General features: G+C 32.5%; 13 protein-coding genes. 6 read left to right on the top strand and 7 right to left on the bottom strand.

The window, feature by feature from the left end; genetic code table 11:
- Positions 1-3: 3 nt before the first annotated feature.
- From ACXHHC_RS01705 to dsr2, 7 genes are all read right to left on the bottom strand, one after another.
- Positions 4-2,331, bottom strand: a complete 2,328-nt coding sequence (locus ACXHHC_RS01705) for a TonB-dependent receptor plug domain-containing protein (RefSeq protein ID WP_458227922.1) — start codon at positions 2,329-2,331, stop codon at positions 4-6.
- 43 nt (positions 2,332-2,374) lie between these two features.
- Positions 2,375-3,463, bottom strand: coding sequence for a DUF418 domain-containing protein (locus tag ACXHHC_RS01700; protein ID WP_458227921.1), 1,089 nt, complete (start codon positions 3,461-3,463; stop codon positions 2,375-2,377).
- 5 nt (positions 3,464-3,468) lie between these two features.
- Positions 3,469-4,380 (bottom strand): FecR family protein, encoded by a 912-nt coding sequence (locus tag ACXHHC_RS01695; RefSeq protein ID WP_458227920.1) that lies wholly within the window; start codon positions 4,378-4,380, stop codon positions 3,469-3,471.
- A gap of 116 nt (positions 4,381-4,496) precedes the next feature.
- Complete coding sequence (locus ACXHHC_RS01690; protein ID WP_458227919.1) at positions 4,497-5,015, bottom strand: RNA polymerase sigma factor; 519 nt, start codon at positions 5,013-5,015, stop codon at positions 4,497-4,499.
- A 143-nt stretch (positions 5,016-5,158) separates the two neighbouring features.
- Positions 5,159-5,650 carry a phosphoribosylaminoimidazolesuccinocarboxamide synthase gene (locus ACXHHC_RS01685; protein WP_458227918.1) on the bottom strand — a complete coding sequence of 164 codons (492 nt, stop codon included), beginning with the start codon at positions 5,648-5,650 and terminating at the stop codon, positions 5,159-5,161.
- A complete protein-coding gene (locus ACXHHC_RS01680; protein WP_458227917.1) occupies positions 5,628-5,960 on the bottom strand; it encodes a hypothetical protein in 333 nt (110 codons plus the stop codon). The genes ACXHHC_RS01685 and ACXHHC_RS01680 overlap by 23 nt, the downstream gene beginning before the upstream one ends.
- Before the next feature lie 129 nt (positions 5,961-6,089).
- Complete coding sequence (dsr2, locus tag ACXHHC_RS01675; RefSeq protein ID WP_458227916.1) at positions 6,090-9,782, bottom strand: anti-phage defense-associated sirtuin Dsr2; 3,693 nt, start codon at positions 9,780-9,782, stop codon at positions 6,090-6,092.
- A gap of 295 nt (positions 9,783-10,077) precedes the next feature.
- Here dsr2 and ACXHHC_RS01670 point away from each other — a divergent pair, with 295 nt between their 5' ends.
- The 6 genes from ACXHHC_RS01670 to ACXHHC_RS01645 all read left to right on the top strand — a co-directional run bounded on the left by ACXHHC_RS01670 (position 10,078) and on the right by ACXHHC_RS01645 (position 15,585).
- Positions 10,078-11,655 carry a 7TM domain-containing protein gene (locus tag ACXHHC_RS01670; protein ID WP_458227915.1) on the top strand — a complete coding sequence of 526 codons (1,578 nt, stop codon included), beginning with the start codon at positions 10,078-10,080 and terminating at the stop codon, positions 11,653-11,655.
- Between the two features lie 260 nt (positions 11,656-11,915).
- Complete coding sequence (locus ACXHHC_RS01665; RefSeq protein ID WP_458227914.1) at positions 11,916-12,782, top strand: sugar-transfer associated ATP-grasp domain-containing protein; 867 nt, start codon at positions 11,916-11,918, stop codon at positions 12,780-12,782.
- Positions 12,783-12,845: 63 nt separating this feature from the next.
- The gene (locus ACXHHC_RS01660) at positions 12,846-13,037 is read left to right on the top strand and encodes a hypothetical protein (RefSeq protein ID WP_458227913.1); all 192 of its coding nucleotides are present in this window, start codon (positions 12,846-12,848) and stop codon (positions 13,035-13,037) included.
- A gap of 45 nt (positions 13,038-13,082) precedes the next feature.
- A complete protein-coding gene (locus ACXHHC_RS01655) occupies positions 13,083-14,195 on the top strand; it encodes a hypothetical protein (protein ID WP_458227912.1) in 1,113 nt (370 codons plus the stop codon).
- 14 nt (positions 14,196-14,209) lie between these two features.
- On the top strand, positions 14,210-14,968 hold the full coding sequence (locus tag ACXHHC_RS01650; RefSeq protein ID WP_458227911.1) for a GDSL-type esterase/lipase family protein: 759 nt from the start codon (positions 14,210-14,212) through the stop codon (positions 14,966-14,968).
- Between the two features lie 329 nt (positions 14,969-15,297).
- Positions 15,298-15,585, top strand: a complete 288-nt coding sequence (locus ACXHHC_RS01645) for a GIY-YIG nuclease family protein (protein WP_458227910.1) — start codon at positions 15,298-15,300, stop codon at positions 15,583-15,585.
- Positions 15,586-15,954: the final 369 nt, after the last annotated feature.

The following is a 15,954-nucleotide window of genomic DNA, read 5'->3' as shown; positions in this document are numbered from 1 at the left end:
AGATTAAAATCCTACTCTAAACAACAAATTGGGAGTAAAACCAAGACCTAACAAGGTCTTCTCTTCTATTTCATCTACTTCACCATGGCTAACATCAAAATCTTTATCTATTTGATTTTTTCTATTGTAGATGTTGATAAACGAAATACCAACTTTTGCTTTTGTCCTTTTTGCTTTATCCAAACTAAAATTATAAACCACACTTGCATCTAGCTTATGATAAGCTGCTAATCGTTTGTTATTTTGATTGTCAAACACCAACACACTTTCTTGATTATTTTCTTCGTCTGTTACTGTTTGTAAACCCGATGGTTTCGAATACGGTTTTCCAGATGCAAAATACCAACCTAATGAAAACTGGACTTGTTTTAACTTATAAGTATTCGAAAAAGTTAACGAATGTCTCTGATCAAAGTTACCTGGAAAAGGATTGTTTTGAATCTCCTTAAAAGTATAGTTATTCTTACTTAGCGAATAACTTAACCAAGTTCTAAACTTTTTAATTCGTTTCTTAATTAAAATATCCAATCCATAAATTTCGCTAATTCCAGACTCGTAATCCTCTACATTCGTATTAAAACCTTTGGTAAAAGAAGTTAAACCTTTAATCTTTTTGTAGTACCCTTCTACATCTATCTTCCATCCTTTTTTATCAATTAAAAAACCAGCGGTTACTTGTCGATTATTTAATACTGGAATCTCATCATTATCTGCTAGCACCCAAACAGTATTGTCTAAACCTAAATCGTTAAACTCAAAAGAAATTAACTGTGCTATGGACTGATTTTTAATTTCTCCAGACAATTTTAACTTTAACTGTTTATTAATTTGATAATCGGCATAAAACCTAGGTTCTAAAAACGTATTGATTTCATTTAAATAACTGGTTCTTAAGCCTGTTCTTACATACCATTTCTCAGATTTATAAGCATGTTCTATAAATAAACTTTGAGAACTTAATGACTCGCTTTCATTTTCTTCTTCATCAGCTACCTCTCCTACATTTAAAATATAATCTACATTGTAATTCGTAAAATCCAATCCAAAATTTAAATTATTCATCGAGTTCATTTGATATGAAATTTGAGCAATAATTCCAATATCTTTTACGGAATTAAACTTATCAAAACGTTCTCCATCTTCTGCTCCTTCTATGGTTTCTAAAAAATTGTAGGTCGATTCATAATTGGAATAATACAGATTACTAGAAAGTTTCCAAGTAGCACTCAACTGACTTTTCCAAACTAAGCTATATCCATTATTTACCAAGCTCAACACATCAGAAGATTGGTTGTTTTCATCATCAGCGGCCGCAAAATTTAATTCGTTACTTACAAACAAGCTACTTAATGCAATTGTATTCTTTTCATTTGGCTTCCATATCAATTTGGCATTGATGTCCGTAAAGAGAAAATTATCTTCAGTAATATCAACCTCCTCTTCTTGCTTAGTTTGATTGGTCTCCTCTATCTTGGTGTTCTGAAATACTTTTTTACTGAATTGGCTAAAGGTTCTAGTATCAAAAACATCTGACAACGATCTTCTTGCAGCCACAAAGACTCCTAATTTATCTTTTACAATAGGAAGTTTTACAAAAGCATCCGTTTGTAATAGATTGACTCCACCACCTACTTCCATTTTTTGTAATACATCGTTGGTAGAGTGCATATCTATCACCCCAGAAATTCGATCTCCATATTTAGCACTTGCACCGCTTCTGTACACATCTACTCTATCCGTCACATAAGGATTGAAAGCGGATATCATTCCAAAAAAATGTCCTTGATGATAAATTTTAATTCCATCCCAAATCACTAAGTTCTGATCAGGAGTTCCCCCGCGGATATGTAAGTTGGATGCTGATTCCGTTGGACTAGAGACTCCTGGTAATAATTGCAAGCTCTGCATTACATCAGGTTCTGTTAAACCAGGTAGTACTCCTAGTTTTTTAGGTGTTAAGGATACAGAACCATCTTTTTTATTTTGATCAAATCCAGAAGTTAAATATTCACGAACAATCAACACCTCTTCTAACTGAATTGGCATCTCCTTGCTAGAAGCTTTGACCATGATGTTTTCTTCGTCTAAAAACTCAAAAGCCAAGGCATGTTGCTCAGAAATTTCATCCAACAAGTTTTCTAAGGTTACTGTTCCTGAAAAGCTAAACACCTTAGATTGGACAATAGAATTATTGTAAGCAAAACGCACATGAAACACGTCTTCTATATCTTGAATTATCTCCTCCAAAGGTTGATTCTTATACAACACTTTGTGTTGAGCAGCAACAGCAAAAGAAAGGCATAGAGCTAATAGAATTAAAATACGTTTCATTAAAAGTAATTTACAAAAAAAAAAAATCTATCACTAGTTTTTTTTAATTTGTCAATTTTCTCATAATCCATTCCATAGGTCCTACTTGCTTATATTTTCTCCAGACTACAGCAAAAATTATACAGCAAAGACTAAACAGTAATGCATACATTACAGAAAACACTATAGAATAAGCTCCAATTTCAGAAGGATTTAATACTTCTACTATTCCCATTCCAATAACTACATGTGCTATATAAAAAGTTAATGCCAACTCCCCTGTATTCCTTAGAGCTTTAATGATAAAACTCTTATTGAAACGTTTTCCAAGTAAAATACAACCTGAAATTATAGTAAAAGCAACAGTAATACCATTTAGCATATACATAGGCAATGGAGGCATAGGCTTAATACTCAATAATTCTTTAAGTTCTGTTAAAGACGATGAGCCTTCATCAAGCCATAAGGATCCAAATGATAGAACTTGAATTATCATAAGACATAAAGCACTTCTCAAAAATATTTTCTTTAAAAGTTTTTTGTTATTTAAATCTTGTTTCCCAAGCCAATATCCCATAAACATAAAAGCACTCCACGGGAGTACAGGATGAAATCCATTAAATAATAAATTCCTAACAAACCCTTTCAGTGTCCAAAAATCAGGATAATCTAAACTTTCAAAATCCCACCCTAGCTCGTAGGGATAAAAGACAGTTATTAAGATTGGATATATTAAAATAATTAAAAGGGAATATATCAAAATATGCTTCCTTTTTTGAGTTAGTAGCAAAACTAAAAGTAACATGTAAACTCCGTAAAAATGTAGAATATCTGCAGGCCATATAGGAATGTATGATATTCCTACTAAAAACAAAAACAGAGCTCTTTTAACTATTCTTTTTCGAATATGTTTGAGTCTATAAATATCTTTTGATTCTATCGTTGAGTTTGTCATTAATGCCAAACCAACTCCTGCCAAGACCACAAAAGTAGCTGCAGCTTTGCCATCAAAAAAGTCTGCAATTACTCTTATCCATTTATTTCCTTTGTCTCCAAATACAATTTTAAAATTCACAATAATCATCCCAACTACTGCTAATGCTCTAGCGACATCAATTCCAACGATTCTTGAGTTCTTTTTTATACTTTTCAAAGCAATTATTTATGGCTTTTAACTACAATAACATCTCCTTTAATTTCGTAAGAAATTCCCATAGTCGCAAAAATAATCTGAACTGCTTTCTCTAGGTTGTTATGTTTGAATCTTCCCGAAAAATAAGCTTCTTGAATTTTTTCTTTTCCTTCAACCTTTACATTGTATTGTCTTTCTAGCTCTTCAATTACTCGGAAAATAGAAACCTGATAAAAAGAACTTTCTTTTGATAACATACCCGGTTTTTCGTCTCTTACTTTATACGATTTTTGGGTTTCTTTTTCTTGACTAAAAGCATTTCCTCTAGTTAATATTTGTTCCGTTCCTTTTAGGGTTTCAACCTTTACTTTTCCTTCGTAACACACCACGTTAAAGTAATTGGTTCTTGCGTTTACTGTAAATTGAGTTCCTAACACAGAAACACTCCCTTGCTCTGTTTTTACCGTAAACTTTTCTCCTTTTTGAACTTTAAAAAACGCTTCTCCTTCTAAATTCAACTCTCTTTTTTCGGACCAGCCAAATCGTTTAAAAGTTACGGACGAACCTGAATTTAAATAGACTTTAGAACCGTCTGGAAGTTTGAACTCCGTTTGCTCGGCAAATTGCGTAGTATAAGTAGCTTCTTTAAAATAATAAGACCACCCTATTACTAATAGTATAGAAGCCGCTACTGCATATGCCCAATTCGGAATTAACTTTCTGACTTTCTTTTCTTCTTTGGAAGCCTTCATCTTATCTAAAGTAGCTTGGTAGTTTTTATCTACATCATACGCTGGAAATTCAGCATGATCTACTGTATCCACAATTTCCGCATATTGTTTATAGCTCTCCGAAGCTTTGAATTTGGTCAATTCTTCTTCCGAAAGTTCATTCGCCAGCCATCTTGCTAAAAATGTAGTATCGTATTCTTGTTCCATGGGCTTCATTATTTTGAATTCGATTCACTCAACAATTCTATACGTTTTCTATTTCGTAATTGTGAATTCGTAATTCGTAATTTCTGTAGTAACCGATTAAGAGCAAAAAACCCTGTCTAAAATTTATAATTTTTAATATCCTTTCGTAAACTCACCAATGCTGCATGCATTCTCATCTCCACCGTTTTTACAGCAATTCCTAGCATTTCAGCAATTTCTTTGTATTTCTTTTTTTCGATTCTGCTCAACAAAAAAACTTCTCTATCTTTTGGTTTTAGCTTATTGATAGCATCATTTAACTGCTTTTGAAACTCTTTGGTTCTTAATACATATTCAGGATCTTCTTGGTTTACCTTATCACTATTTGTTTTCTGATATTTCAGCACCACTTTTTGATGTTCGTACTCGTTAAAAAAGGCATTTTTCACCAAAGTAAATAGGTAAGACTTTACTTTATCTAAAGGAACTTTTGCACAATTGTTCCACAATTTCACAAAAGCATCTTGGGTTAAATCTTCTGCTTGCGCTAGGTCTCCGCACTTGGAATAGATAAAATTCCGAATCATTTTTGAATACGATTGAAACGTTTTTTCAAAAACCAATTCTTCACAAACCGATTGTAAATCTTTGTTCATAGAGTATTACTTACCTAACAAACATAATTATTTTATACCAAACGGTACCAAAGAACTAAATCTAGTGTACGAAAATTTCATAATGAAGTTGCTTTATTAACGCTAGTACAGTAGTAGGTCTGTGGTCAAGTATTTTGCTTTTTTTATTCATTAAGTAGTTTTTCTTCCATCATTATCCTTATTGCTTTTTCTGTTTCATTTTGTCCATCTACCATTGAATCTGGAAGCATTATTAATCTTTTTTTAATTTTCCCATTATCATCTTCAAATAAGACTTCAAATCGAGAGCGAGTAAGTCCTAATATTGCTTTTTTAATTTTAATTCCTTTAATTTTATTTCTTTCAATTATCGATGTTGCTGAATTGTTTAAGCTTATAAATATTCCGTAAATTAAAAACAAACCAATTATCCCGTATAATACAGACATAAAAGTTTGTGATTTTTGAAAACTATTAAATGCAGAGTAAAGTAAGAACAAAGAAAGTCCAACGTAAATTAATAATATTCGACTGATATTATTTCCGACAGTCACTTTTGATACTTTTCCAATTATTCCGTCTCTTGTTAGAATAATTTTGTCCGGTAAAATATGACAAAATCCTGTTTTAGTTTTAAATATCTTTTCGATTTCCATTTAGTTTTTTTGTTTTTAGCACATCAGTGCCTGCAATGGATGTTCCAATAGCCCAAACTGTTTCAATTGTAGATGTTACTCCATTCATTACTATTGTTTTAACTTTATTGACTCTTCTTTTAACTTGCTCCATATCTATCTCCTTTTTTTTATTTGTTAATTGGCTCAAAATAAACCTTAAAATTATTAAACTAATTACTAAAAAGGCTAATGGAACAAAACCATTGCAGTGCAAAGAGGCTACCCCGAAGGATTTCTTAAATATCTTATAATTATTCTTTCTTGTTTCTTTTTTTTTAATGAATGTCAAAGGACAAGTATATGCAAATGTGGGCAACTTCGGGCTTCGAAATTATCAAACTGTGAAAATTTAGAGCCAGCTACAGCCCTTGAATTTAGCACTATTTCATCCACTTTATATATACAGTGTTAGCTGCTTTTATTCATCTTTCCATATCCTTTTTATTTCAGAAAATTCATTACTCTCCAAGCAACTTGATTTCCAATCTGTTATAAAATCGGGTATTTCATTATCACTTTTTTCAAAATATCGCTTGAGAACTAAGCTCAATTTAGCCCCTTGTATTTTTAGTCTAAGTTTATAATCAATCTTCTCAAGTGAATCATCTGTGTTTATAACGACTTTTTGAAGTAAGTTCGAAAGCCCTATTTTCAAACTATTTAAATGATTCTTTTCTAATAATCCGTCATAACTACTTATAATATCATAAATGACAATTAAATTACCTGTAAGATTTACATCATTTAAACATTTAATATTGTCACATACTGCTGTTACAAGAGGAATTGGATTTTTATATTTACTCTTGATATATAATAAAACTCCCTGAAGAGCATCCCTTACATTACTTTCAGAACACGAATAAAGATTATCAAGTAATTTCCTGAATACTTCTTCTTCACCAATAGAATTAAGGAATGCAACTTCTACTTCTAATGAATGAAACTTATATTTTGATAATTCGTTTACAATGCTGAGTACAGAGGTTTTATTCTCTTCGGTCACCAACTCAAAGTTTGGAGCAATAACATAAGCTAAAATGCTCTTAATATTTCTGAAACGTGCTCTAAATTCATCCTGAATTGAGCCAAAAAAACTATCTGAATCTTCTTTGATTAAAAAATGTTTGTCTAAATCCCACCATTTTTTAAGTTTCTCAACGAGAATATTTAATGCATTTTCATCCCAATTAAATTCTATGTTATTATTGGTAGTTCCTAAAATATTATGGAATATTGGAAAATCCCCTCTTGACATCGAAATGCTTTTATCTTCTTTGTTAGATTGTGTTGGCAAATCTGATTCATTTATATACTTACGTAGTAACTCATCAGGATTAACAGACTTAGGAAATGGAAAGCTTAGAAATGCAAAATTATAAAAATTTGTTCCCGATGGAAATCCAATATTATCATCACATTGCGACCACAATTTATCCCCAATTAACTTTATCTGATTTTTATTTAGAAGTTTTAATTCTAACAATTTTACAAGTCTTTGTAATGCAACACCTCTTTCTTTTGTTGACTTTTCTGTAATTTTTATTAAATCAGCAATATCTTCATCACTTACTGAAATTTTGTCTTTTATTTCGAGAAAAGCTAACTCATCATCTAAAAAGCTGAAAGGGTCTATAAATTCTCTTTCGTCAATATGATTCACTTCTGATAATACAGGAAAGTTAATTAACCTTGGTATAATATTGTATTGCTCTTTTAAAGATAATGATTCGATAAGTCGTTCAAACAAATTTCGGATACCATTATATCTATACCTGAAATCTGAATCATACACATACTCAAGGAAGTTAAGTAGTTCAATTTTAACTTCATATCCACTTTTCACGCAAAGCCTTGAGATTACTTCAGGAAGTACCGTTGACAACGAAATTGCAAAATTTCGCTTCTTTATTGTATTCACACTTTCAATCTCTTTCCTCGATTTTTCGAGAATATTAAGATATTCTTGTGTCAGCTCACTTGCCTTTTCATTTGTCATACGAAACAGTGCTTTACGACCGAAGATTGAATCAATCTCTTTTGTTTCACCAAGTCGCATATAGGCAGCAATCCCCCAATATGGAGAATAGTTTGCAATGTATGGAATTGCATTTTGAGCAGCTTTGTTACCAAAAGTTGAATTAGGAATTCTAAACGGTATACCAACTTCTTCAATGTATCGTAAGAACATGTATGCCTTTTGAGCATAAGTATCAGCACCTAATTTTTCGGTTGTGGTTATTGTGCCAATTTTAAAACCTACTTTTTGCTCTGTTCTTTTATACTCTTTAGGTTTTTTTTCAAGAAATGCATTAAATGATTTTAACTCTGTCCAAGGGTCACACTTGAATTGAACGAGTTTGTTCCATCTATCAGAATAATCCTTAAAAATTGATTTATCAGTATCAAATTCACCTTTAGAAAAGCTTAGCGAATTTTTTACATATTTTAAGAGCTGGAGCACATAAGCCTCTTGTGACACTAAAGTGTAATCATTTGTTACGGGAGAGAGATTTAATCTTTCTCTAATTGTCATTAAAGAGGTTTCAAGAATCTTTTCAGCTTTACTTACTTCTCCCAATTCTGCTAGTAAACCAGCCCTTTTTGCTTCCCAATATGGAATGGAATTATTAATTTCCCAATTCTCTATCTCTTTTTTTAACTCTTGAATGTCTAGAGAGAATAATTGGTAAAGACACTTTTCGTAATGATAACTTGCAATATTTTCAGCATTAGATTCTGAAATAACCTTTCCTATTTTCTCCTTACATTTTTTCCATTTTTCGTTAAAGCCTTCCTCTCTATAAAACCGCAGCATAGATAACTGTAATTCAATCCAATATTGTGTAATCTCCTTCCAATTAAAGTCAGGATTATTTTCAGGATTTAAAGAATTATTATTTTCAAATGTTCCTATAAATGGATTGTAATTATCAGTTACAGATTCATAATGCTTAATTAAATTATTATCAATTGGCATTAAGCTCATTTTAATACGCCAATCAAATTCATATAGTAGCTTTATATCATTAGGAGCCGAAATTTTTGAACTATTATAGATTAAAGAAGTACAACCCTCTGTATACACAAATAGCACTTCTCTTCTATCGTCCGGCAAAACTATCCAATTAGGATAATTTTTTCTTTGGTTTTCCCAATTTTCAATTATTTCATTAACGTTCTTATTATCACTTTCGATTTTTCTATAAAATTGATTGTTCTCAGGCCAATTTAACTTTTCTTCAATATTTCCTTGTTCTGTGATGAAGTCCATAAACAAAGTAAGAGCCATTTCATGATTACCTTCAATACCATGACAATTTGATAAATCAATTGGAATTATATTTCGTTCTTCAAGCAATCTTTTTTGACCAACAGATAAAGAGAGAATACCAATTAGGAATATTTTAGGTGAGTTTTCTTTTCCTAAATTATCACGAATCCAGCCAATCCATTTTAAAAAATTTGGGTCATCTCCCGAAAAACCGACAAGACATAGAGTATTTTCTAATAATGATTGTTGAACTGTATTTACAAAAGGAGCATAATCAATAGGATATCTTCGATAATCTTCTTCTGTTATTATAAATGGTCTTTCAGAGGGAAAACTTCCGTGTAATTTAACAATTCTAGGCTTTGTAGAGAAAACTAAATCCTCTTTATTTATAACTGTTTCATATCTATATTGAAGAATTTTTTCAGCGGTTCTTTCTAGGAGCGTATCGTAATTAGTTGTAAAAATATCACTCCATGGAAGTCTTAATGTTTTTTCATGTAAAATCGAAGGTTGAAATTCTTTATCAGGTACTTCTGTTTTAATTATTTGGTCTAATGTGTTACGCCCAAAGGCAGCTTGAACTTCATCTGCTAACTTTAATACATTCAGGTAAGCTTTATCTTTTGGCTTTGGAGGAATACCATTAATTTTTTCATAGAATACATCTCCTAATTGGTTCCAATCAGGAAATCTTTTTTTTGTAATTGAATTTTTTTTAGCATTTTTACTAAAACCAGCACCAATCATAATAGCTGCATGTCCAGCCCACAATCTATTTGCAATTTCAATCAGATATGGTAAGATTTCTTTTGGTATTATTTCTTTATTAATCATATCACCAATTTTGTAATGATGGTTCTTTTGTAATAATTACAACTAATAAATATGCGCAACTTTACAATTATTTGCGTTACTCAGCATATAAAATTAACCTATCTCCTTTAAAAAACAAGTCAAAAGCCTTTTTAAATTATTCTATGCTTTTATTAAAAATATTGGCACAATAGATTCTACTAAAAAGTTCATCTATTTTCCAAGAAGCACCCTAAAAATCATTTCTTTTTAAAAATAAATACAGGGTATTTTATTCGCTTCCTGTTCTCCTATCAAATCCATAAAAACAGAATTGATGAACACGAGCAAAAGTTTCCACACCACCATAATCCTATTGATTGCTTTTTCTGCAATCTCCATTGGTTTTAAAATCAAACCAATTGTTACCGCTTACGAAGACTTTGCCCCTACAGAAGTGTATGAGGTAAACTATAATTTTTATTATAAGAGCAAGGATCAAAAAGTGTTTATAAAAAGTTATTTACCTAAGGATACCGAACGTCAACAAATAGAAAAAAGAATACAAACCTCTAAACAAATGTGCTTTGAAACCATTGGTGAAGGCAACAATCTAAGAGGAATATGGAGAGCACAAAAACAAAATAAGTTTAACCATGTACACTACAGTTTTGTCTTTAAAGGAAAACCAATTCAATATTTAATTGATGATGGATTGCCTAAAAACTTAGCATATCCAAAGCTACATCCATCTTATCTAAAGGCTGAAGAACACATAGAAGTCCATCATCCTAAAATAGACTCTTTGGCTCGTGTTTTAACTGAAAACACTTCCGATTTAAAATCTATCATACACAATTTATACAAATTTGTCCAAGACATTCCCTCAGCTCCTATTAAGACCTTAACGAGCGCTTTAAGTGCTTTTGAACAAAACCAAGCTTCTTGCAACGGAAAGTCTCGCCTATTTGTGGCTTTGTGCAGAAATAGTGGAATTCCGGCAAGGCTAAAGGGAGGAATCATTTTAGAAAACACTAAAAAAAGAACTTCGCATTTATGGACAGAAATTTATATTGTTGACAAATGGGTGCCCTTTGATGTGTTGAACGGACACTTTGCTTACTTACCTGCACACTATTTGGAAATCTACACCGGTGATTATTTTCTAATCACTCACACTCCTAATATATTGTTCGACTACCAATATAAAATGAAAAAAATTGAACAAATCCCTTTTGTGAATGTAGCATCTAACAGTGAGTTGATGAGTCATCCTCTTTCCTTATTAAATATTTCTGAACTAAATATCATCCCTAAAAAAGCATTATATTTCTTTTTACTGCTTCCTTTGGGTGGTTTGTTAATTGCTTTGTTTAAAAATGTAGTCGGGTTAAAAACGTATGGGGTATTCCTACCTGTTTTAATTGCTTATACATTAACAGCTACAGGGTTTGCATCAGGAATGTTTTTGTTTCTAGTAATTTCTGGACTGGTAGCCTTGGTTTCTGTACCACTAAATAAATGGGGCTTATTGTATACTCCTAAAATCGTAGTGATTCTCACTTTTGCTGTGATTAGTATTTTAATCATCATTTCCTTAGGTGTTCATTTTGATATTCCTTGGTTAACACGTATTTCTTTCTTCCCGATTATTATTATTTCTATCGTATCAGAACGTTTTGCAAGGGGAATTGAAGAAGATGGGTACCAAAAATCGTTTAATACTTTGTTTCAAACCTTAATCGCAACCTCTTGTTGTTATTTGGTGTTTGCATCTGCCACCATTAAAGCTGCACTACTCATTTTCCCTGAGTTGATTTTGATCTTAGTTGCTATTGCCCTACTACTTGGAAAATGGATTGGCTTGAGATTGTTTGAGTATAAACGATTTTATGCTTTGATGAAAGAATTGTAAGACTTTAATTTCTCTTCAGAGCACTCGGGAAAATGCATCATCAACCGTTTAATTCATGTAAAAATAGTATTTGTCAGATTGAGTGAATTTCTGAAGTGATAACGTAAGACCCCGAAACTTCGGGAGTATCGAAATCAGAGTTGGATGCTAGAACACCTGTTCTCGATATACTTTTTCGTCCCTCAAAAGTTACTCGAACTTACACTTTTTTTCCAAATCCACAGCAATTATAATCATAATTAAAATAAACCTCAACAACCATGAACATACTTAACCTATTCAAAAAAAGCTTCTCTAACGACTTCCCAATCTTAGGAATTAACGAACGAAATGCCAACTATATCTACCCAAACAACGAGCGCAAGCACTACAAACTAGCCGATGATAAAATCTTGACCAAAAACATTTTAGACCAACACAAAATTCCTTGTGCCAAAACCTATGCAGTAATAAAAAACATTGGAGGTATTGTAAAAGGATGGTATTCGGTACAGAAATATTCTAAAATTGCCATAAAACCTGCAAATGGTTGCGGTGGTGGTGGAATCAAAATTCTAAAAAAGAACACAGAAGGTATTTGGATGAGTAGTGGTGAACCTGTGGTAGAAGAAGCTATTTTTCTGCTTATGGCTACTATTATTATGGGACGTTATTCTTTAGGTTCAGACGACCGTGTGTTGATTGAAGAATGCATTGAACCTCATCCTTTCTTTCATGAAATTTATCCCGAAGGAGTTCCAGATTTTAGAGTCATACTCTTAAACGAAGAACCATTACAAGCCATGTTGCGTGTTCCAACAGCTCAATCCGACGGAAAAGCCAATTTACATCAAGGTGGTTTGGGAATTGGTATCGATATAAAAAAAGGAAGATTGACCTACGCTTACGATGGTGCTGATTATTTTCTAAAACACCCTGATAGCAACAGTATCATCCACGGAAAAGAAATTCCTCATTGGGAGGAAATCATTCGCATATCCAAACAAACGTCCAAGCATTTTCCTCTGAATTATTTGGGTATCGACATTGTGATTGACAAAAACTTAGGCCCTTTAATCATGGAAGTAAATGTAAGACCAGGTCTAGGAATTCAACTCGCAAATAAAGAGGGAATCAAAAAAAGTTAAAAATTTTTACAGGGTATTTTCTTCCGTTCCTGTTCTCCTATCAAACCCATAAAACACAAGATTATGAAATTTCAAAAATCACCATTCCCATACGTTATCATCCTAACTGTTATTCTAGGAGCTGCAGTGTACTCTAATATCAGTTTGGACAAAGAAATTAACCAGACCATCGTACACTCTATCTCTAAAGAAAAAGTGCCACAGCCTGTATTTACTCCTATTCAAGAAGAATTATTAGCTTCTTTAAACCAATAAACGCTATCACCCACTATGAAATATTTTCGAATTTTATTTTTGCTTTTGATTAGCACGGTCTCTTTTGCTCAGACTGATATCTCTGTAGCTACCTTATCAGGATACCAAAGCAATATTTTAAAAATGCCTGATCAGTTTGTAAATGATGAAGATGAATTGTTGAATTCAGACGAACTGTATAGCAGTAGTTTCTATCAAGACGTACGATTAAAATTGAAATATAAACACCTTAAAAAAAAGACTGCTTTTAAAGCCTATTTTATTCCTGAAAATCGTTTCTATTTTTCCGAACCTGATTTAAACCGCTTATCCATCGATACCAAATTGGATTATGATTATACTCTCAAAAAGAATTTAAAATGGGAAAACGAACTGCAATACAAAATCATCAACCAAGAAGGTTCTGATGCTGACAACAATGAATTAAATACTCCTTTTGGATACAAACAATTGACACTCAATAGTGGCCTACGTTTTAGATTGTACAAAAACAACAGAAGCTTTGTAGAATTGAGCTACTCTAAGAAAGATTTTGATGCTACAGAAACTAGAGAATTGACCTATCATAAATATGGGATTGCTACCACCTTTAAAAACATCAAATGGAAACACCACTTGCTACATAGCTACGGAACTACAGCTGCCTTTTACCACAGAGATTACGATATTTTAAACTTTAGTGATGATGAAGAGGACGAAGAAGCTGAGGACATTACAAGTTCTCGTATTTGGCAATACTTAAATTTAGGAGCTTTTTATGAATTGCCTATCAACAAACAATGGAGAATTACACCTCAATTAGAGTACGAAAACAGAATGGATCAAACCAACAACCGTTTTGGTTACAGTCAGTTTAGGCCAAGTGTTTCGGTGGAGTATAAATCGAAAAGAATGAAACTGAATTTAAAAACAAGTTATGCCAATAGAAAGTTTAGCAACTTAAATGCTACTAACCAAGAGAATAAAACTGTAGGTAAATTGGTGTACAATTATCTCTATGTGAAATTTTTAGCGAGCTACAAACTCAATAAAAAACTATCTTTAATAGCAAATACAAGTTTTACCAACAGAATCTCTAACAATGCCATACTAACAACTCAAGCGTATCGTTCTTACCAAAGAGGATATGCTGGAATTGGAATTAACTATACATTTTAAACAACATATTAAGCATGAAAAAAATCGAAAATTATATAACAATCTTCCTATTATCCATTTTTATAATTTCTTGTGGAGGGAGCAACGAAAGCATATCTGACTCTCCAGAGAATACTCCAAACAACACCTCTTCTAAAAATAAGATTCTATGTTTGGGTGCTTCTCGTGTAGAGGGAGCTAGACCCGAATACGAAAGCTTTCGTTACGAATTATGGAAAGATTTAATAGATGGAGGTTTTACATTTGATTTTGTGGGAACACAAGAAGACGATGCTTCTTATCCTAGTTATAAAGGAATCTCTTTTGATAAAGATCATGAAGGAAGAGGTGGATGGAAATCTGGACAAATTGTAAATGGAATCTCTAACTGGTTAAACCAAACGGGAGCTCCCGATATCGTATTATTTAGCGCTCCTGCGGGTAATGATGCTTTGGCAGGAGATGATTATACCACAGCCTTAAACAATGTAAAAGCTATTGTTGATGCGATTCAGAAAAAGAACCCAAACGTGACGATTGTGATAGAAGAATTAGCTCCTGCTAAAACATTTCTCATGACTCCTAACTTAACCGCTTTCTTTACTCAAATGCATCAAGACGTAAAAACGATTGCTACTACTAAATCAACCGCAACTTCTAAGGTAATAGCTGTAGATATGCATACTGGTTTTACCGACTCTTTATTAGCAGATGAAGTTCATTACAATACTGCTGGTGCAGCGTTTATTGCTGAGAGGTATTATGATGTTTTGGAGGATTTGTTGGTGAAGTAAAAATATCAGTTCGAGTTCTGATTATTGAAGTGAGACGGAAATAAGCTGAGTATCGAGAATAAATTTGGAAATGAATCTCCGAATTACTTCTCGATACGCTCCGCACTCGAAGTGACATAAACTGTCCGTTCGAGTTCAAATTATTGGAAAGAAAGGAAAATAAACAGGAGTATCGAGAACAGTTTTGGAAATGAACCTCCGAATTACTTCTCGATACGCTTCGCACTCGAAGTGACATCAATTGTCAGTTCGAGTATCCTGAACTCGATTCAGGATGTATCGAGAACAGTTTTGGGATTTTAAACCTAAATCATTAATTTATATCTGCTATGATTTACTACGTTTATATACTTTACTGTTCCGACAACACTTACTATACAGGAATAACCAACAACCTAAACAGAAGAGTTGAAGAGCATGAAACTGGAAAACACTTTAACAGCTACACCTCTAGAAGACTGCCTGTTCAGTTGGTTTATTATTGCTCCTTTACAAATCCCGAAGTTGCTATTGCTAAAGAAAAACAAATTAAAAAATGGTCTAAAGCTAAAAAAGAAGCTTTGATCGATGGTGAATACGAGAAACTTCCTAATCTAGCGAAGAAGAAATTTAAGTGACTTCTCGATTTTTGACGAAGTTCAAAACAAGTTTGTAAGGTAGTCGAGGTTATGGTTAGTGTCAGTTCGAGTTCAGATTATTGAAGTGAGACGGAAATAAGCTGAGTATCGAGAACAAATTTGTAAATGAATCACCAAGCCTCTTCTCGATACTTTTGTTTCGTTCCACTTCACAAAAACTCGAAGTGACAATAATTTAAAAATAGACTACCCTGATTGGACACACTTTCAATGGTTCAATGTCAGTTCGAGTTCAGATTATTGGAGTGAGACGGAAATAAGCTGAGTATCGAGAACAAATTTGGAAATGAATCTTCGAATTACTTCTCGATACGCTTCGCACTCGAAGTGACATCAACTGTCAGTTCG

It is taken from the genome of Wenyingzhuangia sp. IMCC45574, assembly GCF_054182685.1.
This window is presented reverse-complemented; position numbering and strand designations above follow the sequence as displayed.